The sequence below is a fragment of the Naumannella halotolerans genome, assembly GCF_004364645.1.
Classification (GTDB): Bacteria; Actinomycetota; Actinomycetes; order Propionibacteriales; family Propionibacteriaceae; genus Naumannella; species Naumannella halotolerans.
This window is the reverse complement of the sequence record NZ_SOAW01000001.1, coordinates 1,152,212-1,174,855: the sequence shown is the minus strand read 5'-3', so window position 1 is coordinate 1,174,855 and position 22,644 is coordinate 1,152,212. Positions and strand designations below refer to the sequence as shown.

General features: G+C 67.8%; 17 protein-coding genes. 9 read left to right on the top strand and 8 right to left on the bottom strand.

Going from position 1 to position 22,644, the window contains the following annotated elements; all coding sequences use genetic code 11:
- Positions 1–26 precede the first annotated feature (26 nt).
- The 3 genes from CLV29_RS05485 to CLV29_RS05475 all read right to left on the bottom strand — a co-directional run bounded on the left by CLV29_RS05485 (position 27) and on the right by CLV29_RS05475 (position 4,852).
- Positions 27–2,402, bottom strand: a complete 2,376-nt coding sequence (locus CLV29_RS05485) for a CocE/NonD family hydrolase (protein ID WP_133753987.1) — start codon at positions 2,400–2,402, stop codon at positions 27–29.
- 240 nt (positions 2,403–2,642) lie between these two features.
- The gene (locus CLV29_RS05480; protein WP_243831746.1) at positions 2,643–3,821 is read right to left on the bottom strand and encodes a pyridoxal phosphate-dependent aminotransferase; all 1,179 of its coding nucleotides are present in this window, start codon (positions 3,819–3,821) and stop codon (positions 2,643–2,645) included.
- A gap of 119 nt (positions 3,822–3,940) precedes the next feature.
- Entirely contained in the window at positions 3,941–4,852 is a 912-nt protein-coding gene (locus CLV29_RS05475) for a LysR family transcriptional regulator (protein WP_133753986.1), read from the bottom strand.
- A 67-nt stretch (positions 4,853–4,919) separates the two neighbouring features.
- Here CLV29_RS05475 and CLV29_RS05470 point away from each other — a divergent pair, with 67 nt between their 5' ends.
- The 3 genes from CLV29_RS05470 to amaB all read left to right on the top strand — a co-directional run bounded on the left by CLV29_RS05470 (position 4,920) and on the right by amaB (position 9,368).
- Positions 4,920–6,119 (top strand): NAD(P)/FAD-dependent oxidoreductase, encoded by a 1,200-nt coding sequence (locus CLV29_RS05470; RefSeq protein WP_208292764.1) that lies wholly within the window; start codon positions 4,920–4,922, stop codon positions 6,117–6,119.
- Between the two features lie 111 nt (positions 6,120–6,230).
- Positions 6,231–7,688 carry a 2-oxoadipate dioxygenase/decarboxylase gene (hglS, locus tag CLV29_RS05465; protein WP_133753985.1) on the top strand — a complete coding sequence of 486 codons (1,458 nt, stop codon included), beginning with the start codon at positions 6,231–6,233 and terminating at the stop codon, positions 7,686–7,688.
- A 156-nt stretch (positions 7,689–7,844) separates the two neighbouring features.
- Positions 7,845–9,368, top strand: a complete 1,524-nt coding sequence (gene amaB, locus CLV29_RS05460; RefSeq protein WP_133753984.1) for an L-piperidine-6-carboxylate dehydrogenase — start codon at positions 7,845–7,847, stop codon at positions 9,366–9,368.
- A 99-nt stretch (positions 9,369–9,467) separates the two neighbouring features.
- Here amaB and CLV29_RS05455 read toward each other — a convergent pair whose 3' ends face one another.
- Both CLV29_RS05455 and CLV29_RS05450 read right to left on the bottom strand, forming a co-directional pair.
- On the bottom strand, positions 9,468–9,965 hold the full coding sequence (locus CLV29_RS05455; protein ID WP_133753983.1) for a hypothetical protein: 498 nt from the start codon (positions 9,963–9,965) through the stop codon (positions 9,468–9,470).
- A 379-nt stretch (positions 9,966–10,344) separates the two neighbouring features.
- Positions 10,345–10,758 carry a hypothetical protein gene (locus CLV29_RS05450; RefSeq protein WP_133753982.1) on the bottom strand — a complete coding sequence of 138 codons (414 nt, stop codon included), beginning with the start codon at positions 10,756–10,758 and terminating at the stop codon, positions 10,345–10,347.
- A 939-nt stretch (positions 10,759–11,697) separates the two neighbouring features.
- On the opposite strand from CLV29_RS05450, the gene efp reads away from it, so the two are divergent.
- Together efp and nusB are read left to right on the top strand one after the other, a co-directional pair.
- Positions 11,698–12,255 carry an elongation factor P gene (gene efp / locus CLV29_RS05445; RefSeq protein ID WP_133753981.1) on the top strand — a complete coding sequence of 186 codons (558 nt, stop codon included), beginning with the start codon at positions 11,698–11,700 and terminating at the stop codon, positions 12,253–12,255.
- Complete coding sequence (gene nusB, locus CLV29_RS05440) at positions 12,256–12,714, top strand: transcription antitermination factor NusB (RefSeq protein ID WP_243831745.1); 459 nt, start codon at positions 12,256–12,258, stop codon at positions 12,712–12,714.
- 84 nt (positions 12,715–12,798) lie between these two features.
- Here nusB and CLV29_RS05435 read toward each other — a convergent pair whose 3' ends face one another.
- The 3 genes from CLV29_RS05435 to CLV29_RS05425 all read right to left on the bottom strand — a co-directional run bounded on the left by CLV29_RS05435 (position 12,799) and on the right by CLV29_RS05425 (position 16,088).
- Positions 12,799–13,953 carry a PQQ-dependent sugar dehydrogenase gene (locus CLV29_RS05435; protein ID WP_133753980.1) on the bottom strand — a complete coding sequence of 385 codons (1,155 nt, stop codon included), beginning with the start codon at positions 13,951–13,953 and terminating at the stop codon, positions 12,799–12,801.
- 40 nt (positions 13,954–13,993) lie between these two features.
- A complete protein-coding gene (locus CLV29_RS05430; protein ID WP_133753979.1) occupies positions 13,994–14,692 on the bottom strand; it encodes a GolD/DthD family dehydrogenase in 699 nt (232 codons plus the stop codon).
- 73 nt (positions 14,693–14,765) lie between these two features.
- Positions 14,766–16,088: an MFS transporter gene (locus CLV29_RS05425; protein ID WP_208292763.1), complete on the bottom strand. Its 1,323-nt coding sequence runs from the start codon at positions 16,086–16,088 to the stop codon at positions 14,766–14,768.
- Between the two features lie 171 nt (positions 16,089–16,259).
- Between CLV29_RS05425 and CLV29_RS05420 the strand changes: the two genes are divergently transcribed.
- From CLV29_RS05420 to CLV29_RS05405, 4 genes are all read left to right on the top strand, one after another.
- The gene (locus tag CLV29_RS05420) at positions 16,260–16,964 is read left to right on the top strand and encodes a sugar-binding domain-containing protein (RefSeq protein ID WP_208292762.1); all 705 of its coding nucleotides are present in this window, start codon (positions 16,260–16,262) and stop codon (positions 16,962–16,964) included.
- A 96-nt stretch (positions 16,965–17,060) separates the two neighbouring features.
- On the top strand, positions 17,061–18,203 hold the full coding sequence (gene carA / locus CLV29_RS05415; protein WP_133753976.1) for a glutamine-hydrolyzing carbamoyl-phosphate synthase small subunit: 1,143 nt from the start codon (positions 17,061–17,063) through the stop codon (positions 18,201–18,203).
- Positions 18,203–21,565 (top strand): carbamoyl-phosphate synthase large subunit, encoded by a 3,363-nt coding sequence (gene carB, locus CLV29_RS05410; protein WP_133753975.1) that lies wholly within the window; start codon positions 18,203–18,205, stop codon positions 21,563–21,565. The genes carA and carB overlap by 1 nt, the downstream gene beginning before the upstream one ends.
- Entirely contained in the window at positions 21,558–22,628 is a 1,071-nt protein-coding gene (locus CLV29_RS05405; RefSeq protein WP_243831744.1) for a quinone-dependent dihydroorotate dehydrogenase, read from the top strand. Before carB ends, CLV29_RS05405 begins: the two co-directional genes overlap by 8 nt.
- Positions 22,629–22,644 lie beyond the last annotated feature (16 nt).

The window sequence follows — 22,644 nt, the reverse complement described above, 5'->3', positions numbered from 1 at the left end:
CCGTGATGGCCCAAGGTTGAGTCATCTCAGCCCCGGCGGCGCCGCAGCATCATCGTTCCGGCCGTGGCCGCCAGCAAACCCGCGCCGAGCAGGGCCGCCATGGCCGGGGCACCGGTATCGGCGAGGTTCCCCTTGCCCTGACCGTCGCCAGACCCGTCATCACCTGATCCGTCGTCACCGGAGCCGTCGTCGGTCGGGTCCGGCGAGGTCGAGGGATCCTCGGACGGGCTGGGCGGGCCGGTCGGCGTTGGGGTGGGCGTGGCCACCGATTCGACGGTGAACTCGGCGGTGGAGACCGTACCGTCGGGTGCGGTGGCGGTCACCGTGACGGCACCCGGTTCGGCATCATCCGGCACCGTGTACTCCGAGCTCCAGCCGCCGTCGGTGTCGGCGGTCACCGTCTCCGGATCCTGATCGCCCACGGTCACCTCGACCTTGGCTCCCGGGTCATTGCCGGCACCGGTGAGCTCCACAGTTTCACCCGGTTCGACGCTGTCCGGGCTGACGCTGAGGCTCGGATCGGCCAAGGACAGGACGAACGTGCCCTCGGTCGGGGTGACCGGCTCGGGGAGGGTGTAGGCCTCCTTGTAGTAGTCGAGGAAGATGTTCGACCTCCCCTCGGCGGACACATCGTCGGCGGTCGTCTGTAGTCCGAGGTCGAGCTCAGCGGAGGTGACTGTCACGTCGGCGTTGGACGGCGACGGCCACCAGTAACCATCGGTGACGGTGCCGATAGTCACCATCAGCGTGTCACCGGCATCCAGGGTCCACTCCTGACCCTTCAGGTCGAACTCGGTCGACCCGTCGCTGTCCAGCACCGCCACGTTCTCGTTGAACATTGTGGTGGTGCCGTCCGGATCGATGTCCCAGAGCCGTACCATCACGTTGCGTTCGCCCTCGGTCTCCAGCCGGATGGTCGGTGTCGAGGTCAACCGGACATCGGTCAGCACCGGCTCGGAGAAGGTCGCATAGTTGACCTCCGCGGCCATCTCGGCCGATCTGCCGGCGATGTCCCGTGCGGCGGAGTCCTCCAGCCCGGTGAGGCCCGGGCCTTCCTCCATGTTCCCGGAGTTCGGCGTGGACAGGTGGCTGTCATCGCCGACCGCCGCGTCGGGGTTGCTCGGCGGTGGGCCCTGGGCAACACCGTTGTCGTTGTAGACGCCGGACTCCAATTCGACGGTGACGTCCTTGGTGGCCTCCGGCCACGCATCCTGCGCGCGCCACTTGCCGTTGGAGTCCTGCAAGAGGAAGTTCGGGTAGTCCACCGTGGGCTCGACGTCGAGCAGGTACTCGTCGTAGAAGCTCATCACCTCCTCGAACCAGCCCTCGCGACCCATCGCCAGCGAGCCGTCCTCATAGACGTCATTGCCACGGACGTGTTCGAATTGGCCGAGCCAGCCGCGTTGGGGTCCCTCGTGGTTGGCCAGGTACGTCTGCATGTCCTCGGGCTTGGTGTTCGGTTCGATGAACCCCTGGGTGACGAAGAGCGGCACCGTCGAACCCTTGGCCTGGCTCGGGAGATCGCGATCAACCCAGTAGTCGTCGGTGAGAGCGGTGTTGTTGTACCCGTCCATCGAGTTCTTCTCCAGGCACTCCGGCGCACCCTGCTCATAAGCGGCGTTCGCCAGGTACCGGTCGGTGTCGGTCGGGACGTCCAGTCCGTCCTCGGCGTAGCCCTCCTCGAAACCGCTCAGCTGTGCGATCTCGTTGTAGGCATCCGGGGTGTAGATCTGGTTCGGCCGGGGAAGGTCGTTGGAGTACAGGTAGTTGTACATGTTCCACACCGGTTCCTGGGCGACCACGGCCTCCAGTCCCTCGGGCTGAAGGTTGGCACCGGCCAGACCGGTGGTGGCGTCGTAGGACTTGCCGTACATACCGACCTTGCCGTTCGACCACTCCTGGTCGGTGATCCAATCGACGGCGCTGACCACATCGGCCTGCTCACCGGTACCGAGCCAGTCGATGCATCCGGTACTGCCGCCGTACCCACGGGTGTCGACCATGACGAAGGTGTAACCCCGTTCCATCAGATCACCCCCCTCCACCAGGTCGTAGAAGCGCTCCGAAGGACCGGTGTGGTCGAAACCGTCGTCCCCGGTCTGCCCCTCGTGGGCGAAGTACGGGCCGGCGGCCAGGATCACCGGGCTGGCCTCATCGGGGGCGAGGTGAGTCGGGCGAAGGATGTCGGCGTGCAGTTCGACCGGATCGCCGTTGTTCGACTCGACGCTGGAGGGGAAGTACGCCTCGGTCCACTCTGCACCCTCGGGCACTCGGGGATTCTCCGCAGTGGTGACACCCTCGGGCAAGGGTTCAGCGTGTGCGTTCTGGGGGAGGGCGACCAGCCCGGTCAGGGCCAGAACACTTGCCGTCGAAGCTGCGAGCAGCCGCGATGAGGGTCTCATCGTGTCAATCCTTCGGTTCAGGGGGGCCTGTCGGGGGAAGGACAACCGGCCGGGGATTGGGATCGAACCTATCGGTTAGCTGAGAAATTGTGAGGAATCGACAGTGGGGTTATGGAATCGTGACCTTGAATGGGGGTGGGTGGAACAGCGGGTGTCCAGCGGGCAGTGAGGCAGTACGAGCAGGAGCCGGCTCTTGGCCCGGAGAAACTGAGCTCCGAGCGCACCCGGGCCCTCGTACCCTCACGTGGGGAGATTCAGTCCGGCCAGCCGGTCTGCTGCCTCGGCGAGCACCTCGGGCTGTTTGCAGACGGCGAACCGGACCAGCGGGCGGGGGTACGGGTCGGCGTAGAAGACCTGGCTCGGAACAGCCGCTACGCCACAGCGGCGGGGGAGAGACCGGCAGAACTCGTGCCCATCGGTCTCACCCAGCGGTGAGATGTCGGCGGTGACGAAGTAGGTGCCCTGACTCGGCAATACCTGTAACCCGGCGGCCTGCAGGCCCGGTACGAGCAGATCCCGGCCCCGCTGCAGATCGGCCCGGATCTGCTCGAAACGTTCCGGCGGCAGCAGCAGACCGCGGGCGATCGCGTACTGGAAGGGCGCCCCGTTGACGAAGGTCATGAACTGCTTCACCGTCTGCACCGCCTGCACCAACGGCGCCGGTGCACAGGCCCAGCCGATCTTCCACCCCGTCACCGAGAAGGTTTTGCCGGCCGAGGAGATGGAGATGGTCCGCTCGCGCATACCGGGCAGCGTCGCGATCGGAAGATGGACCGCATCGTCGAAGGTCAGGTGCTCATAGACCTCGTCGGTGACCACCAGCAGATCCCGCTCCCGGGCGATCGTGGCGATCCCCTCGAGCTCGTCTGCGTCGAAGACCCGACCGCTCGGATTGTGCGGTGAGTTGACGATGATCAACCGCGTACGGTCGGTCACCGAGGCAGCCAGGCGTTCGACATCCACTCGCTGGTCGGGGCCGGTCAGGGGGACCGCGACCGGTTTGGCTCCGGCCATGGCGATCGCCACCCAGTAGGAGTCGAAGGCCGGTTCGATCAACAGCACCTCGTCACCGGACTCGCAGGTCGCGAGGATCGTCGCCGTCATCGCCTCGTTCGCCCCGGCGGTGACCACGATCTCGGTCTCCAGATCCCAGGTCAGGCCGTACCGATTGCGCTGATGGGTGGCGATCGCCTCGCGCAGGACGGGAATCCCGCGCACGGGCGGGTACTGGTTGTGACCCTCGTGGATGGCGTCCACGGCTGCCTCGAGCACCTCGGCCGGGCCGTCGGTGTCGGGGAACCCCTGGCCCAGGTTGATCGCCCCCTCGGCGGTCGCCAGTGCGCTCATCTCGGCGAAGATGTTGCTGCCGAAACCGCGGAGCCGGGGGACGAGGGGGGAGCCGTGGATCTGTTCTGACACGCGCCACAGTCTGTCACGCGACCCGGCGGTGCTGCGGCTTGTCCGATGCTGCGCGTCCCGGGTGATGTGCGCCCCGGGTGATGCGGCTGGGTCGATGCAATGTCGATGCGGTCGCGAGGTCAGTCCCGGGCGATCGCGGCCAAGGTGCGCACGACCCGGTCGACACTGGCTCGCTGGCGTTGGGCGGTACGTACCCGGACCACCACCTCGCGATGGGCGGGTACGGGCAGGCGTACCAGGGGTGAACGGGTCGGCCGCAGACGGACCATCCGCTGGGTCACCGGCGTGATCCCGGCGCCCGCCTCGGCCAGGGCGATGGCCACCGCGGTGTCGGTGACCTCGTGGCGTACCCGAGGGGTGATCCGGCTGTGACCGGTCGCCACCCGGACCGCGCGTCCGAAGTAGGAGCTCGCCGGTCCTAGGATCCAGTCGGTGGCGTTGGCATAGGCGGTGATCCGCTCGGGATCGTCGAGTTCGTCCGCCCCGAGGGCGCCCGGGGTCCCCGGTGGGGGTACGGCGAGCAGCAGCTCCTCGGTCGACAAGACCTCGGTCTGCACCCCGCGCAGCGGCGGTTCGGGTGCGTCGGGATAGCCGACACCGAGTCCGACATCGACAGTGCCGGTGGCCACGGCGGCGCCCAGTTCGTCCACGCCGACCTCCCGTGTCTCCACGGTGACGGGCCCGTGGGCCAGTGCCCGCATGGCCGGCGGCACGATGGTGGCGGCCGCCGAACCGAAGACCCCGAGGACGACGGTCGAGTGCTGGGGACTCCCCGCGCTGAGGGCCAGTTCGGCCTCCCGGCCGGTCGCCAGAATCTGTTCGGCGTGGCCGAGGAAGACCCGGCCGGCGTCGGTCAGCGCCAGCCGGCGGCCGTCGCGGAACAGCAACGGCTGCGGCATCGCCTGCTGCAGGCCGGCCAGGCGTTGGGAGACCGCGGCGATGCTCAGGTCGAGCCGGTCGGCCGCCTCGGCGACCGTCGCCCCATGCGCCACCACGACGAAGGCGGTCAGCTGCTGCGGTGTCCAGTGCATCACCCACACAGTTCAGTGAAACCGAACGAAATAGTCAACAAACTTTCGCTTGACGTAAACAGATCGAATGGCTGTGATGGTCGTCGTGCAGCAGGAATTGCCCGATCGTGCCGAGGTGGTGGTGATCGGCGGCGGGGTCATCGGGACCGCGGTCGCCCATGAGCTGGCCCGCGACGGGATCACCGATGTCGTGGTGCTCGAGGCCGGTGAGATCGGCAGCGGCTCGTCGGCCAAACCGCTCGGCGGGGTACGGGCGACCTTCTCCGACCCGGCCAATGTGGAACTGTCTGCCTGGAGCCTTCGTCGCTACGCCGAGTTCGAGGCGAGTTTCTCCCGCTCGATCGGCCTGCACCAGGTGGGCTATCTGTTCCTGATCACCGACGAAGACGATCTGCCGGCGGCCGAGGCGGCCATCGAGGTGCAGAACGCCTTCGGTTCCCGGGCCGAACTGGTCGACCCGGGACGCGCCGCGGAACTCTGCCCGCCGTTGCACCCCGAACGGTTGCTCGCGGCGAGCTGGTCACCCGACGACGGGTTCGCCCAACCGTCACTGGTGCTGCAGGCCTATGCCGAATCCGCCGCCGCAGCCGGCGTCCGGGTTCTCACCGGGCAGACGGTGACCGGATTCGACCACACCGCCGGTGAGGTGAGCGGCGTCGCGGTCTCCGACCGGCTGATCCGTACCCAGTCGGTGATCTGCTGCGCCGGCGCCTGGAGCGGTGTGCTCGCCCGACTCGCCGGCATCGCGTTGCCGGTCGAACCGGTGAAGCGGCAGATCGCGATGCTCCCCGCACCCAGGTCGGCTGCCTGGCCGCAGGTGCCGTTCACCCTGGACCTGCGGACCACCATGTACTTCCACAACGGCAGCTTCGGATCGGTCGCGGCAGCAGCGGGGGATCCGATGCTGATCGGCATCTCCGATCCCGCCACCCCGGTCGGCTTCGACCGCGAACCCAGCCTCGAGTGGCTGACACCGTTCCGCGCCGCGGCACAGCGGTTGGCTCCGGGATTGGCCGAACCCGAACCGTTCGACATCTGGGCCGGTCTGTACGAGAACACACCGGACCACAATGCGCTGATCGGACGCCAGGGGAACTTCGTCTACGCCACCGGCTTCTCCGGGCACGGGTTCCTGCAGGCTCCCGGGGTGGGCCGGCTGGTGGCCGATCTGCTGCAGGGGCGCTCGTCGTTCATGGATCCGACACCGTTCAGTCTGGACCGATTCGGATCGAGGACCGGGGAGTTCCGTGAACTGCACATCATCTGAAGCCGACCCGTCGGTGGCTGGTACGCAGGGGTACGTACCGTGGAGCACCGAGACCGATCCGATCACCCGTCGGGGCATCGGGGTCGAGGTCCGGACCGGAAGGAGAACATCGTGAGTTTCGTTCCCGCCTGGGAGTTGCGGGCCGCCTTCGCTCGGGCGCTGTCGGGTATGTACGGCACCGAGGTGCCGGCGTACACGACCCTGGTCGAGGTGTCGTTGGGGGTGAACACCGATGTGGCTGCCGGGGCCGAGGACGCCGAGCGGCTGGGTTCGATCGCACGGGTGACCGCTGAACGCCATGGCGCGATCCGGGTCGGCTCCCCGGCGGAGATGGCGCAGGTGGCCCGGGTCTTCGGTGCCTTCGGGATGTACGCGGTCGGCTTCTACGACCTGCGTGATGCCGCCAAGTCCTCGGTGCCGGTGGTCTCCACCGCCTTCCGCCCGACCGAGGCCGAGGAGTTGGCCCGCAATCCGTTCCGGGTGTTCACCTCGATGCTGGCGACCGACGACCGGCGGTTCTTCGATCCCGAGCTGAGTGCCGAGATCAATCGGTTCGTCGATGCGCGGGAGCTGTTCGGAGCAGAACTGCTGGAACTCGCCGACGCCGCGATCGCAGCCGGCGGTCTCGATTCCGGCGATGCCGAACGATTGTTGGAGTTGGCCACGGCCGCCTTCGAACTGTCGGCCGAACCGGTCGATCACGACTGGTACCGCCGACTGGAGAAGATCAGCGCGGTGGCAGCCGACATCGCCGGCATCGGATCGACCCATATCAACCACCTGACCCCGCGAGTGCTCGACATCGACCAGCTCTACGACCGGATGGAGCAGCGCGGGATCACCATGATCGACGAGATCCAGGGCCCGCCGCGGTGGCACGGACCGGATGTGTTGTTGCGACAGACCTCCTTCCGGGCGCTGGACGAGGAACGTACCTTCCGGTTCGCCGACGGCGCGGTCGGTCCCGGTTCGCTGCGGGTCCGCTTCGGGGAGGTGGAGGCCCGGGGGATCGCACTCACCCCCGCTGGACGCGATCACTACGATGCACTGCTGACCGAAGTCGATCGACGATTGGCAGCCGATCCCGACGGCCCGGCAAAGGCATCGGTGGCGGACCAGCCCGACATCCGGGCCCTGTCGACACCGCGGCAGCTGACCGCCCGGCAGGTGTGGACCGAGGCGATGCCGGCGACCGAACAGGCCCTCGACGAGGCAGGCATGGGATGGTTCAGCTACGCCGTGGCGCAGGATGCCCCGCACGTCGATGCCCCGCAGGGCGGGGAGGGTACGCGTCGATCGCTGTCGGAGCTGGTGCACGCCGGGGTGCTGGAGCGGCGCCCGATCGTCTATGAGGACTTCTTGCCGCGCTCGGCGGCCGGCATCTTCCAGTCGAACCTGGCCGCCGAGGGCGAGCGCGACGCCACCCGTGACGCCGAGGCCTATGATCTGCACCGGCTTTCGGAACTGATCGGCGCACCGATCGCCGATCCGCACGGGCTCTACCGGGCTGAGCGGGCGGCATCGCTGCAGCAGGCCGCAGAACGGCTCGGCACCGAGATCACCGAGTAGATCGCGACACCGAGTAGATCGCAACACCGAGTAGTCTGCGCCGCGACAAGACCAACGCCCAGCTCCGTACCCGCGGCGGTCCGTACCGCCGGCGGTGCTGGACCCCACGACCAACCCAATCGAACCAACCCAATCGATGTGAGGAAGTTCTTGATCATGACAGTGCCCACCACCGACGCCATCGTCGACTCGGTCCGTCAGGCATTGGCTGCCTGCGGCGTACCGCAGTCGCGACTGCAGGGCGATTTCGAGACCCGTACCCCGATCACCGGGGCCACCTTGTTCGGTGTTGCCGGGGACGACGCCGCCTCGGTGGAGGCGACGATCGGCCGGGCGGCAGCTGCTTTCCCGACCTGGCGCGACACCCCGGCGCCGGTCCGCGGACAGCTGGTGAAGCGGTGGGGCGAGCTGCTCACCGAGCACAAGGCGGACCTGGCCGCGATCATCACCGCCGAGGCCGGCAAGATCACCTCGGAGGCCCTCGGCGAGGTGCAGGAGATGATCGACATCTGCGACCTCGCCCTGGGGCAGTCGCGGCAGCTGTTCGGCAAGACGATGCCCTCGGAACGCCCCGGGCACCGGCTGATGGAGACCTGGCATCCGCTCGGTGTGGTGGGCATCATCTCGGCCTTCAACTTCCCGGCCGCGGTCTGGTCCTGGAACACCGCGCTGGCCCTGGTCTGCGGCAACACGGTGGTCTGGAAGCCGAGTGAGATGACCGCACTGACCGCACTGGCCGCCGATGCCCTGCTGGCCAGGGCGGTCACCGAGGTCGGCGCACCTGCCGATCTGCACCATGTGGTGGTCAGTGACCGTTCCGGCGGTGAGGTACTGGTCGAGGATCCGCGGGTGGCGTTGCTGTCGGCGACCGGGTCGGTACGGATGGGTCGGGAGGTGGCACCGAAGGTGGCCGCCCGCTTCGGCAAGATCCTGCTGGAACTGGGTGGCAACAATGCCGCGATCGTCGCCCCGAGCGCCGATCTCGACCTCGCCGTGCGCGGGATCGTCTTCGCCGCCGCCGGTACGGCCGGACAGCGGTGCACGAGTATGCGACGGGTGATCGCCCACTCCAGTGTGATCGACGAATTGCGGAACCGGATCGTCGCCGCCTACGGCACCTTGGCGATCGGCAGCCCGACCGCGGAGGAAACCCTGGTCGGGCCGTTGATCAACAAGGCCTCGTTCGACAAGATGCAAGCCGCGCTGCGGCAGGCCGAGGCCGAGGGCGGGAAGGTCGAGTGCGGGGGAGTCCGGGTGCTGGCCGACGAGGCAGCCGATGCCTACTACGTCGAACCGGCGGTGGTGACCATGCCGTCGCAGACCGAGATCGTCAAGGCCGAGACCTTCGCGCCGATCCTCTACCTGATCGGTTACGACGAGCTCGACGAGGCGATCGGGCTGAACAATGCCGTACCGCAGGGTCTGAGCTCGGCGATCTTCACCTCCGACCAGGGTGAGGCCGAGCGCTTCTTGTCCAGTGCCGGATCCGACACCGGTATCGCGAATGTGAACATCGGCACCTCCGGCGCCGAGATCGGTGGTGCCTTCGGTGGTGAGAAGGAGACTGGTGGCGGGCGTGAGTCCGGTTCCGATGCCTGGCAGTCCTACATGCGGCCGGCGACGAACACCGTCAACTACTCCGGTGAGCTGCCGCTTGCCCAGGGAGTCGAGTTCGTCTGAGCTTGTGCTGCGTGGGGCCGGCTCCCGTTCGCGACCACTGTCCATCGCGAACGTGAGTTGCCGGCGGCGGTTCGGACCGGAATTGCCCCGGTCGCCTTCCTAGTCGAGCGAAGTGACGGTGAAGCCCCAGTCCGACAGGTTGCGCAGCACGACGGGTATCCCCAAGTTGGTTCTCGTCGTGGACAACAGACAGGGCGTCGGCGTGTCGGCGTCCGGTTCGATGGTGACCCGGATCCTGTCGTCGAGCGGTCCCGGGTCGGCTCCGAGGTAGGTGGCCGCAGCCGTGTTGCATCGTTCCAGCGGGGTGGATCCCGAACTCAGATCCCAGCCGACGAACTCGCCGGTATGAGGTTCGGAACAGGGGACCACCAGCTTTCCCGCGTGTGCGTTTGTGCAGGCCCGCCAGGCAGCGTCCTGGTCGGTGTCGAGAACCCCGGCGGCCGTACCGGCCACCGCTTCCATCGGCACCGTGAGCACGCAGGTCTCACCGATCGTCTCCACCTGCACCTCGGGAACCAGGACGTCGATGCCTGCCGTACCGCCCAGGAACTCCGTTGCCGATCCGATGCTGCAACCGTCAGGACCGGGGTCGTTCAAGGCTTCGTACTTGTGATCCTCAGAGCATGCGACCGGGTTCTGCGCCGCTGGTTGCGTGAAGCACTCCGATTGACTTCCTGGTGTCGGCGACGGGCCGGGATCGGGCGTCGTGGATGCGATCGGTGGCGTCTCCTGTGGCGGTGCACCGTCAACCCGAGTCAGACCGAAGATGTCCGACCCGATGGCCCACGCGACACCGACGGCCGTGACGACTACACCGATGACCGTGACCACCATGGTGACCAGGGCGATCCGCCAATGGTCCAGGACCTTGCGGAGCCCCCCGCCAGTTCCGGACGAACCGCTGGGTGATCCTCCGGTCTGTTGATCATTCACGACCGGCTCGGCGACGACAGGCGGTTGGTGTGGAGGTGAACACCTACGAGACCTCCAGGTTGGAGACGACCCCGACCACCGAGTTGTCGTACTCGCAGGTGCTCTCGTCCAGATACAGGCGGATCTTCACCGCAACGACATCACCGATGTCGGCACTGACCTGGGTCTGCGCTGCCAGTTCGGCCCGACCGGTGGCCAGGACCTCATCCCCGTTGCCCAGGATCTGGGCGACCAGGGTCTGGGTCGTGGAATCGGTCGGGGTCAGACTGCCGTCGATCCCGAGATCGAAGTTGATCTTGGAGAACCGCTGATACGTCCGCAGGTCCAAGATCACGGGATCGTCCTCCCCGCAGGCTTGTACCTCGCCTCCGATTCCCGCGATGGACTCGGCGCCGACCTGGAAGGTGTCGTCCCGGAAGTCGTCGTCCTGCAGTTCGGCGGCGTTCGCGAGATCCACCAGACTCAGCGGGCGGCCCGCATCGTCGGGGCCCAGGGTCGGAACTGCTGACGGGTCCGGGTCCGGGTCGACGACCGGACTGGGGGGTCCGGTCTCTTCGGGTGGAGAAGATTCGACAGGTGTCGTGACCGGTGGAGCTTCGGTGGTCGGCGGCACCGAGGCGGGCGGCTGGGGAGCCGGTTCCTCGGCGTCCGGTGCGCACGCGGCGGCGGACGACAAGGCGAGTGCTGCTGCGGCGGCGGCGATGCGCGCCCGGGAACGGCGACGAGGGCGTGGTTGGGGGGCCATTCAAGAATTATGGGTATCGATAGTGCTTGTGTCGAGAGTGGGGGACGAGGTGGGGTGCCGAAGGGCTCGAGGTTGCCGCCCGGTGGATGGCAGGTGGCGCTTCGCCGTGAGATTCACCGATGGTGAGCGGGCGCGATCACGGTCTCGGTAGGACCGGCTCACCTTCTGTGGCTGTGCGTGGTCCTGACCCGCGGGAATGGTCTCAGCGGGATGGTCACTTTCCGATGCGAGCGGTCTCAACAAGACAAACGTCACACCCGATCGTGGATCCGGGACGACACGCCGTCGAGAAGCGGCATCGGCCTGATCGAGTGTGACGTTTGTTTTGCAGACGTACCTTGCCGACGTGTCTCGACGTCTCCGGCAGCGAACGCTGCGTCTCGGTGACCAGAGCGGACCAGGCGCAGTTCTGACGGCACCGGCCTGTGGGGTGCCCCGGTGCCGGTGCCGGTGCCGCGGGCCGGCGTCCCGGCTGCGGTACGGGTGTGGGGTATCGACGCCTGGCTCGAGTGCTCTGGCTCGGGTGCCCAGGGCCGTCGCTCCGGCTCGCGTGCGCGGGGACCGGCGCGCAGCAGCTAAGATGGTCCACTGTTCACGAGCTCTTCGGGCCGCCGGCCCGGACTTTGCGCGCACGGTACGGAAGGACACGCGGTGGCATCCACCAACGACATCAAGAATGGCATGGTGCTGGACCTGGACGGTCAGCTCTGGCAGGTGCAGTGGTTCCAGCATCACAAGCCCGGCAAGGGCAACGCCGTGGTCCGGACCAAGTTGAAGAATGTCCTGTCCGGCAAGGTCGTGGACAAGACCTTCAACTCCGATTCGAAGGTCGACACCGCCAACATCGACCGCCGCGAGATGCAGTACCTCTACGATGACGGCGCGGGGTTCGTGTTCATGGACACCTCCACCTACGACCAGCTGACGATTCCCTATGACGTCGTCGGTGATGCCAAGGACTACCTGCTGGAGGAGGCCATGGCGACCGTGGCGCTGCACCAGGAGAACCCGCTGTCGATCGAACTGCCGGCCTCGGTGGAGCTGGAGATCACCTACACCGAACCGGGACTGCAGGGCGACCGCTCGACCGGTGGCACGAAGCCGGCCACCTTGCAGACCGGCAAGACCATCCAGGTGCCGTTGTTCCTGACCACCGGTGAGCGGGTGAAGGTCGACACCCGGACCGGTGACTACCTGAGCAGGGTCTGAGTGGCCGCGCAGAACGAGACCCCGGTCGAGGTCCAGCCGGTCAAGGGGCATGCGCCCCGGACCAAGCTGTCGACCAGGTCGAAGGCCCGCAAGGCGGCGCTGGACATCCTCTTCGCCGCCGAGCTCCGCGGAACGGATGCGAAGCAGCTGTTGAACGCCCAGATCGCCGCCGGTGACCCGCCGGTACGCGAGTTCACCCGGGAGTTGGTACGCGGGGTCGCCGATCACGCCGAGGCGATCGACGACCGGTTGCGGGCGGCGATCAACCCGGGCTGGACGCTGGAGCGGATGCCCCGGGTGGACCGGATCGCCGCCCGCCTCGGGGTCTATGAACTCGACTGGACCGAGGTGGCACCTGATGTGGCCATCGCCGAGGCGGTCGCCCTGGCCGGCGACCTGTCGACCGATGAGTCACCGGCCTTCCTTAGTGGACTTCTGGGACGGGTCGCCGAGGACTGAGACGGGATCCGCGCACTCGGGGCGGGCAGGTGTCGTACCTGCCCGCCCCGAGGCACGTCCGCTCCCGATCGGATCGCCCCGGTCTCAGAGCTCGACTTCCATCAGCCGGTCGTCGCCACTGCGCGGATCGCCACGGCCGTCGGTGTTGGAGGTGCCGAGCAGGATCCCGTCCTCGGTGGCCAGCACCGCGCGCAGCCGGCCGTACTCGTCGGTGAAGTGTGCGGTCGGGTCCTCCACCTCCTCGCCATCGGTCGGGATCTCCCACAACCGCTGGCCGCCGAGACCGGCCATCCACAGCGAGCCGTGGGAGTAGGCGAGACCGGACGGTGAGGCCTCGTCGGTGCTCCAGGTGACCAGCGGGTCGATGTAGTCCCCGTCGTCGTCACCGTCGCCCTCGACCTCGGGCCAGCCGTAGTTGCCGCCGGCCGTGATCAGGTTCAGTTCGTCGTAGGTGTCCTGGCCGAACTCGCTGGCGAACAGGCGGCCATCGTCGTCGAAGGCCAGTCCCTGCACATTGCGGTGGCCGTAGGAGTAGACCTCGTTGTCGAACGGGTTGTCCGGCGCGGGGTCCCCGTCGGCGGTGATCCGCAGGATCTTCCCGCCGAGGCTCTCGGTGTCCTGGGCATTGGAGGTGTCACCGCCGTCACCGGTCGACACGTACAGGTAGCCGTCCGGTCCGAAGCGCAACTGGCCGCCGTTGTGGGTGTTGCCGGCCGGGATCTGGTCGAGGATCACCTCCGGATCCCCGGTGATCTCGCCATCGGAGTACGGATATTTGGCGACCCGGTTGTCCGAACCCGCGGTGTAGTAGACGAACAGGGCATCGGCCGCCGGTGAGATCTCCACCCCCAGCAGGCCTCCCTCCGAGGAGGAGGTGTCAACGTCGTCGACGGTGGCCAGTTCGGTCTTCGACTCCCCGTCGATCGAGATGATGGTGCCGTTGTCGCGTTCGGTCATCACCAGCACACCGTCGCGCTCGGTGATCCCCCAGGGGGAGGTCAGACCGGTGGTCAGGTCGGTCGGTGTCTGCGGGTCAGGTTCGGCCTCGGCCGAGGGTGAGGCCGAAGTAGGGCTCGCCGCGCTGGTTGCCGGCGCGGCCGACGTCGTGTCGTCGGTCTGTGGGGTCGGGGCGGTGTCCGGTTCGCCGGCGGCTGAACATGCGCCCAGGGCACCGACCGCGAGCACCACTCCGAGTCGCTGTCCGAGTCCGCTCAGCCGGGTTCCCCGCAAGAGTGCCATGGCTCGATGGTGCCAGTCGCGGACAAGCTGCGGGGCGGGATCAGCGGATGGTGAACCCGCCATCGACCCGCAGTTCAGACCCGTTGACCATCGCCGCCTCGTCCGAGGCCAGGTAGCAGACGGCTGCTGCCACCTCCTCGGGTTCGGCGAACCGGCCGTTGGGGATTTCCGCGCGGTGGGCCTCACCGGCGGGGTTGTCCCAGGCCTTGCGACCGAGGTCGGTCAGCACCACGGTCGGGGAGACCGCATTCACGCAGATGCCGAACGGGCCCCGCTCCAGTGCGAGTACCCGGGTGAGGCCGTTCACCCCGGCCTTGCTGGCGCAGTAGGCGGCGTGCCCGGCCAGTGCGACCGAGGCCGCCTGTGAGGCGAGGTTGATGATCCGGCCCCCGCCCTGCTCGATCATCTGCGGTGCCGCGGCCTGACAGACGAAGAAGGTGCCCTTCAGGTTCACGTCCAAGGTGAGGTCCCAGTCGTCCTCGCCGAGTTCGGCGGCATCGGCCAGCCGGGCAACGCCGGCACTGTTCACCACGATGTCCAGTCGTCCGTGCTCTGCGACCACTCGGGCCACCACCTCGTGGACAGCTGCCGGATCGGTCACGTCGGGGGTGTGCTCGGCACCGCGCAGATCGGCACCGGCCACCACCGCGCCGCGTTCGGCGAGGCTGCTGCAGACCTGCTTCCCGATCCCGGAACCGGCGCCGGTGACCAGGGCGACCTTCTGGCTCAGATCGAACATGGCACAACCCCTGCTGAGGCGTGGACCCGCTCCATGATGTACTCCCTTGCTCGGCTGACTGATCCGTGGCGGGTCATCGCGCCCTCGGCCAGTGCGGTTCCTCGGCGGCCTCGCCGGGCCGACCGAGCCGTGGCTGGGGCACTTTCAGGAAGCCGATCATGACGAAGGCCGCGGCGTAGAGCACGATGAAGGCCCAGACGACTCCGACATTGCCCAGACCGATGGCCAGCACCACCGCGACCACGGCCGAGCCGAGGAAGGCCGAGCCACCGGCGGCCGTGGTGTACATGGCCATCGCCGCACCCTTGTGGTCGGGTGCCAGGGCGGGCATGATCGCGCCCATCGGGACGAAACCGGCGAGCAGACAGCCGAAGACACAGCCGGCGGCCACCGCCAGGACATAACCCCAGGTGGACCCGGCCGGGACCCAGTGCGGTACGTACCACCAGGCGAGCAGACCCACCGCCGAACCGAAGATGCCGAACCAGCGCACGGTGCGCTGCCAGCCCCAGCGGTCACCGATGTAGCCGAAGAGGGCGTTCACGCCGATGTTGGTGGCATAGACCAGGACGGTCATGGTCAGCCATCGAGCCTGTCCCCAACCGAGTTCGTCGGAGATCACCGCCGGCAGGATGATGAACATGCCGTACTGCGGGGCGGTGTTGATGAAGCGGATCAGGAAACCCATCAAGGTCTTCGGGTTGGTCGCGGTCAGCCGCAGTCCGGCGGTCAGCACCGCCGGTGTCGATTCCTCGACCGGTGCGATGCGGTGACGGCCGCGGGGCACGCGGACACCGAACCAGGCGACACAGAACCCGATCACCACCAGTGCGATCGACGACCACATGGCCCCGGTCTCACCGCTGAGGCCACCGCCGAAGCTGGGGATCATGATCAGCGCGAAGACCGAGCCGAGGGTCGGCAGACCGCCGGTGAACATGACGTAGAACCAGCCGACCGCCGTGCCGTTGCGCTTGGTCGGGGTGATCAGGTTGCCCCAGACGAGGAAGGCGAAGGCGAACAGGGGGTAGCCGAGACCGCGGATGAAGTAGGTGATGGTCACCAGGGCCAGGCTGCCGGTGGGGATCGCGAGCAGGAAGGCGACTTCGAAGACCACCCAGATGACCGCGCCGAGCACCATCACCCGACGCGGGCCCCACAGATCGGAAAGGGCGCCGGACAGGTAGCTGGCGATCAGCACCGCAGCGCTGTAAAGGCTGATCACCGTGGCGATCGTCGCCTCGGTGCTGCCGAGGGCCTCCATCAGGTGCGGGGTGATGAAGTTGCTCTCGGTGCCGTTGCCGGTCATGAAGATCAACACCCCAAGGAAACCCCAGCGCAATGGGTGGGGGATGCCGATCCGATCGAGAAAGGTCTCGTCAGCCTTCGTGGTCACAGGATCGCCGTTCATGGGATTGGGGAGCAGGGGACACCTCGGCAGAGGGCTGTCGCCGCTGGTTCGACACCGTTGTCTCCTCGAGGTCTCCGCGCGCCGGCTCCGTCGGCGAGGGACAGCGTGCCCAGAGGTCCGGACAGAATGCAAGAACACCTGTGCCAACCTGCACATATGTGCAACACTCCGGCAACGGTCCGGTCAGATCCCGGGCGCTGGGGGGGCAATGGAGCACTCGACGAGGCGCTGCGGGCAGCCGGTCTCGGGGCAGGGGACACCTTGCTCGTCGCCTCCGGCCGGGTCCTGCATGCGCTGAGCCGACAACCCCTGCCCTCGCTGTCCGGCGTCCTCATCTGCCCGACGGTCGGCGGCACCTCCGAACCCGAGGCCTGGCATCAGACCAACGAAATCGTCCGCGAGGTGGCCGAACGGGTCGGTGGGCGACCGCAGTTCCTCTGGGCGCCCGCACTGCCGTCACCGGCGATGCGGGCGAGCCTGGACCAGGACCCGGATTTCCGCGGTGTCACCGGGCACTGGGATGTGGCCAAGGCGGCCCTGGTCGGGGTCGGCGCACCACCCCTGCAGCGCGACTCGATCTCCACCGCCGTACCGCTGGGCAGCCGGTTCATCCGGCGGGCCGCCGGTGATGTCTGCCTGAACTTCTACGACCGCCGCGGACGCGGCATCGAGTTCGAGGGCAGCGACCGGATGGTGCGGATCAGCCCGGCTCAGCTGCGCGCCGTCCCGACCGTGATCGCAGCGGCCACCGGCAAGGACAAGGCCGGCAGCATCATCGCCGGGGCCAGGGCGGGCTACTTCGATGAACTCGTGACCGACCGGGAGACCGCCTCGGCCGTCCTGGCAGAGCTTCGTCCGTGACCGAGTCGGGTGGACGGCGGGGTCGGTGGAGTGTTGTAGTGTCGAGCCGACAGCCAACCTTTAAGTCCTGTCCCGTGAGGCAGGAAAGGACGGTTCATGCCTGACAGCAGTTCATCACCCACGCCCGTACCGGCCCTGTTGGTCCTGGAGGACGGTCGCCACTTCCGTGGACGATCCTTCGGCGCCACCGGGGAGATCTTCGGTGAAGCGGTCTTCGCCACCCCGATGACGGGATATCAGGAGACGCTCACCGATCCCAGCTACCACCGGCAGGTGGTCATCGCGACCGCTCCGCACATCGGCAACACGGGCTGGAACGACGAGGACGACGAGTCGACCAGGGTCTGGGTCTCCGGATTCGTCGTCCGCGACCTCGCCCGCCGTCCCTCCAACTGGCGCTCGACCCGCAGCCTGCAGGACGAACTCGCCGAGCAGGGCGTCGTCGGCATCACCGATGTGGACACCCGGGCACTCACCCGTCACCTGCGGGAGCAGGGAGCGATGCGGGTCGGTGTGTCCACCGAGACCACCGATCCCCAGGCGCTGCTGCAGAAGGTACGGCACACCGGCTCGATGGCCGGCCTGGAACTGGCCACCGAGGTGAGCACCACCGAGGCCTATGTGGTCCCGGCGATCGGTGAGAAGCGCTTCACCGTGGCCGCGGTGGACCTCGGGATCAAGGCGATGACCCCGGCACGGATGTCGGAGCGGGGGATCGAGGTCCATGTCCTCCCGGCGACCACCGATTTCGCCGAACTGGCCGCGATCGCTCCCGACGGCGTCTTCTTCTCCAACGGTCCCGGTGACCCCGGGTCGGATGAGCATGCGGTGCAGCTGCTGCGGCAGGTGCTCGAGGCAGGGATCCCGTTCTTCGGCATCTGCTACGGCAACCAGATCTTCGGCCGGGCGCTGGGATTCGGCACCTACAAGCTGAAGTACGGCCACCGCGGGATCAACCAGCCGGTGATGGATCTGAGCACCCGGAAGGTCGAGGTCACCGCCCACAACCACGGTTTCGCCGTCGACGCGCCCACCGGTGAGGTGATCGACACCGGGTTCGGCCAGGCCCGGGTCAGCCACATCTGCCTGAACGACGATGTGGTCGAGGGACTCGAGCTCTCCAAGGCCGACACCGTGGTCGCCTTCTCCGTGCAGTACCACCCCGAGGCAGCAGCGGGACCGCATGATGCGGGCTACCTGTTCGACCGCTTCGTGCAGGTGATGGAAGGAAACCGCTGATGCCCCGCCGCGACGACATCTCCTCGATCATGGTGATCGGCTCCGGGCCGATCGTGATCGGTCAGGCCTGTGAGTTCGACTACTCCGGGACCCAGGCCTGTCGGGTGCTGAAGGAGGAGGGCTTCCGGGTGATCCTGGTCAACTCCAACCCGGCAACGATCATGACCGATCCGGAGTTCGCCGACGCCACCTATGTCGAGCCGATCAGGCCCGACTACGTGGAGAAGATCATCGAGGCCGAACGGCCCGATGCCCTCTTGGCCACCCTGGGTGGGCAGACCGCCCTGAACACCGCCATCGCCCTGCACGAGAGCGGTGTCCTGGCCAAGTACGGCGTGGAGCTGATCGGCGCCTCGGTGGAAGCGATCCAACGCGGTGAGAACCGCGAACAGTTCAAGGAGATCGTCACCCGGGTCGCCCAGCCCTCCACCGCCGCCGGCGGTTTCTACCAGGGACCGCGGGCCGAGGTGGCCCGCAGCCGGATCTGTCACAGCATGGACGAGGTGCGGGCCGCGGCCGATGATCTCGGCTACCCGGTGGTCGTGCGTCCCTCGTTCACCATGGGCGGCGTCGGTTCCGGTTTCGCCCACGGCGAGGGCGATCTGCGGCGGATCGCCGGTGCCGGGTTGTCGGCCAGTCCGACCACCGAGGTGCTGATCGAGGAGTCGATCCGCGGCTGGAAGGAGTACGAGCTGGAGGTGATGCGCGACAAGGCCGACAATGTCGTGATCATCTGTTCGATCGAGAACTTCGACCCGATGGGTGTGCACACCGGGGACTCGATCACCGTCGCCCCGGCGATGACCCTGACCGATCGGGAGTACCAGCGGATGCGGGATGTCGCGATCGCGATCATCCGTGAGGTCGGTGTGGACACCGGCGGGTGCAACATCCAGTTCGCGATCAACCCGGCCGACGGCCGGATGGTCGTGATCGAGATGAACCCGCGGGTCTCCCGGTCCAGTGCGCTGGCCTCCAAGGCCACCGGTTTTCCGATCGCCAAGATCGCGGCCAAGGTCGCCGTCGGCTACACCCTGGACGAGATCGACAACGACATCACCGGAGTCACCCCGGCCAGCTTCGAACCCACCTTGGACTACGTGGTGGTGAAGGTCCCGCGCTTCGCCTTCGAGAAGTTCCCCCACGCCGATGCCACCTTGACCACGCACATGAAGAGCGTCGGCGAGGCGATGGCGATCGGCCGCAACTTCACCGAGGCCCTGGGCAAGGCGCTGCGCAGTGTGGAGAAGCCCGAGGCCATCTTCGACTTCGCCACCCCGATCACCCGCAGCGCCGGTGATCTGTTGACCGAGGCGATGCGTCCGCACGACGGCCGTCTCGGCCTGGTGATGCAGGCCATCCGGGCCGGTGCCAGTGTGGAGGAGGTGCACACCGCCACCGGCATCGACCCCTGGTTCGTCGATCAACTGGTGCTGATCGACGAGGTCGCCCGGGAGGTCGCCCAGGCCCCGGAGCTGAACGCCGGGGTGCTCGCGCAGGCGAAGCGTCACGGCCTGTCCGACGCCCAGATCGGCTCGCTGCGACATCTGAGCGAGGAGGTCGTCCGCGGCATCCGTTGGGCGCTGGGGATCCGGCCGGTCTACAAGACCGTGGACACCTGTGCCGGTGAGTTCGCCGCCCGTACCCCGTACCACTACAGCTCCTACGACGCCGAGACCGAGGTGGCTCCGCGGCAGAAGCCGGCGGTGATCATTCTCGGCTCCGGACCGAACCGGATCGGGCAGGGCATCGAGTTCGACTACTCCTGTGTGCACGCTGCACTGACGCTGTCGGCAGCCGGGTACGAGACCGTCATGATCAACTGCAACCCCGAGACCGTCTCCACCGACTACGACACCTCCGACCGGCTGTACTTCGAACCGTTGACCGCCGAGGACGTGCTGGAGGTCTGCCACGCCGAGTCCCAGGCCGGCCCGGTCGCCGGGGTGATCGTCCAGCTCGGTGGGCAGACCCCGCTGAAGCTGGCACAGACACTGAAGGATGCTGGGGTGCCGATCGTCGGTACCAGCCCGGAGGCCATCGACCTGGCCGAGGAGCGCGGAGCCTTCGGTGAGGTGCTGGACGCCGCCGGATTGCTCTCGCCCAAGCACGGTATGGCCACCTCACAGGAGCAGGCGACCGCGATCGCCGCCGACATCGGCTACCCGGTCCTGGTCCGGCCCTCCTATGTGCTCGGTGGGCGAGGAATGGAGATCGTCTACGACGACGAATCCCTGCGCGGTTACATCCAGCGGGCGACCGAGCTGACACCTGAACATCCGGTGCTGGTGGACCGCTTCCTCGACGACGCCGTGGAGATCGACGTCGACGCCCTCTACGACGGCACCGAGCTCTACCTCGGTGCGGTGATGGAGCACATCGAGGAGGCCGGGGTGCACTCCGGGGACTCCGCCTGCACGCTGCCGCCGATCACCCTCGGCGAGGAAGTGATCGAGCGGATCCGCGAAGCCACCGAGGCGATCGCCGCCGGCGTCGGCGTCCGCGGCCTGATCAACATCCAGTACGCCCTGGCCGGGGACACGCTGTACGTGCTGGAAGCCAACCCGCGCGCCTCGCGCACCGTGCCCTTCGTCTCCAAGGCCACCGACACCCCGTTGGCCAAGGCCGCCGCCCGGTTGATGCTGGGGGAGCCGATCGCCGAGCTGCGGTCGGCCGGCCTGCTACGGCCCACCGGCGACGGGGCCGACTCGGTTCCCGGGGCGCCGATCGCGGTGAAGGAGGCGGTGATGCCGTTCAACCGCTTCCGTACCCCGGACGGTTCCTTCGTCGACACCGTGCTCGGTCCGGAGATGAAGTCCACCGGTGAGGTGATGGGACTGGACGCGACCTTCGGTACCGCCTTCGCCAAGTCCCAGGCCGGTGCCTTCGGCTCCCTGCCGACCTCGGGGCGGGTCTTCGTCTCCGTCGCCAACCGGGACAAGCGCAGCGTGCTCTTCCCGGTCAAGCGGCTGGCCGACCTCGGCTTCGAGATCCTGGCGACCGCCGGCACCGCCTCGATGCTGCACCGGCACGGGGTGGCGGCCAAACCCGTCCGCAAGGCCAGTGAGGGCACCGGACCCGAGGGTGAACCGACGATCATCGAGTTGATCAACGACGGTCAGGTGGATCTGATCTTCAACACCCCGCACGGGGCGAACAACGGCGGCAGCCCGCGGGTGGACGGGTACGAGATCCGTACCGCAGCGGTGCTCAACGACGTACCGTGCATCACCACGGTGCAGGGGCTGGCCTCGGCGGTGCAGGGGATCGAAGCCCTGCAGACCGGCGGCATCGGCGTCCGGTCGCTGCAGAGCTGGGCTGCTGAGACGAAGGCGGCTGCCACAGCGGATGCCGATGCGTGATCCGCTGTTGACCGGGTACCGGGCCCTGATCCGGCCGGTGCTGTTCGGGATGGGCGGTGGTGATCCGGAGGTCGCCCACGAACAAGCCCTGCGGATGCTGCAGGCAACCACCGCCACGGCGGCCGGTCGGGCGGCCCTGCGACTGCTGCATCCGGGCGGCGACCCGGTGCGGATCGGATCCCTGCGGTTCGACAACCGGGTCGGTCTGGCCGCCGGGCTGGACAAACGGGCCGAGGTGGTACGCGGCTGGTCCAGCCTCGGGTTCGGCCATGTCGAACTGGGAACGGTGACACCGCAGCCGCAACCGGGTAATCCTCGCCCGCGGGTGTTCCGGTTGCCCGCCTCCGGTGCGGTGATCAACCGGATGGGGTTTCCCAGTGGTGGGGCCGAGCAGATGGCCCGCCGGCTCGATGCGCTCGGCGTCCGGCGCGGCAACCGCGCAGTCGGGACCACCATCGGCATCTCCATCGGCAAGAACAAGCAGACCCCGCTGGAAGCGGCGGTCGAGGACTACCTGACCTGTTTTCGCCAGTTGGCGCCCCATGCCGACTACATCGCGGTGAACGTGTCCAGTCCGAACACCCCCGGCCTGCGGGAACTGCAGAACGCCGACGCGCTGACCAGGTTGCTCGGCGAGCTGACCTCCGCGGCGCGACAGGCCGATCCGGGGGATCCGTTGCCGATCCTGGTCAAACTCGCCCCGGACCTGACCCGACCTGCGGTGGAGCAGTTGCTGGCGGCCTGTGAGCACAGCGGCATCAGCGGGTTGATCGCGGGCAACACCACGACCGGCCGGGACGGCCTGGCGGCGAGTGATCTGGCCAAGGCGGTCGAGGCCGGCGGCCTGTCCGGGCATCCGCTCACCCGGCGGGCCCGGGAGGTGCTCGGCTGGATCACCTCGGCGTCGGACTGGCCTGTGATCGGCGTGGGCGGCATCATGACACCAGCAGACGCCCGGGCGATGTTCGACGCCGGGGCCCGGTTGGTCCAGCTCTACACCGGCTGGATCTACTCCGGACCGGCGCTGGTGAACGGGATCAACCGGCTCCGGCCGGGCCGGTGACAGGAACGAGCAAGAT

Bases quoted from the DNA above. Each gene is read 5' to 3' on its own strand.
- CLV29_RS05405 (WP_243831744.1), top strand. From the start codon at position 21,558: ATGCGTGATCCGCTGTTGACCGGGTACCGGGCCCTGATCCGGCCGGTG.
- amaB (WP_133753984.1), top strand. From the start codon at position 7,845: ATGACAGTGCCCACCACCGACGCCATCGTCGACTCGGTCCGTCAGGCA.
- carB (WP_133753975.1), top strand. From the start codon at position 18,203: ATGCCCCGCCGCGACGACATCTCCTCGATCATGGTGATCGGCTCCGGG.
- CLV29_RS05475 (WP_133753986.1), bottom strand. From the start codon at position 4,852: ATGCACTGGACACCGCAGCAGCTGACCGCCTTCGTCGTGGTGGCGCAT.
- CLV29_RS05435 (WP_133753980.1), bottom strand. From the start codon at position 13,953: ATGGCACTCTTGCGGGGAACCCGGCTGAGCGGACTCGGACAGCGACTC.
- carA (WP_133753976.1), top strand. From the start codon at position 17,061: ATGCCTGACAGCAGTTCATCACCCACGCCCGTACCGGCCCTGTTGGTC.
- CLV29_RS05430 (WP_133753979.1), bottom strand. From the start codon at position 14,692: ATGTTCGATCTGAGCCAGAAGGTCGCCCTGGTCACCGGCGCCGGTTCC.
- CLV29_RS05470 (WP_208292764.1), top strand. From the start codon at position 4,920: ATGGCTGTGATGGTCGTCGTGCAGCAGGAATTGCCCGATCGTGCCGAG.
- CLV29_RS05485 (WP_133753987.1), bottom strand. From the start codon at position 2,402: ATGAGACCCTCATCGCGGCTGCTCGCAGCTTCGACGGCAAGTGTTCTG.
- CLV29_RS05420 (WP_208292762.1), top strand. From the start codon at position 16,260: ATGTGCAACACTCCGGCAACGGTCCGGTCAGATCCCGGGCGCTGGGGG.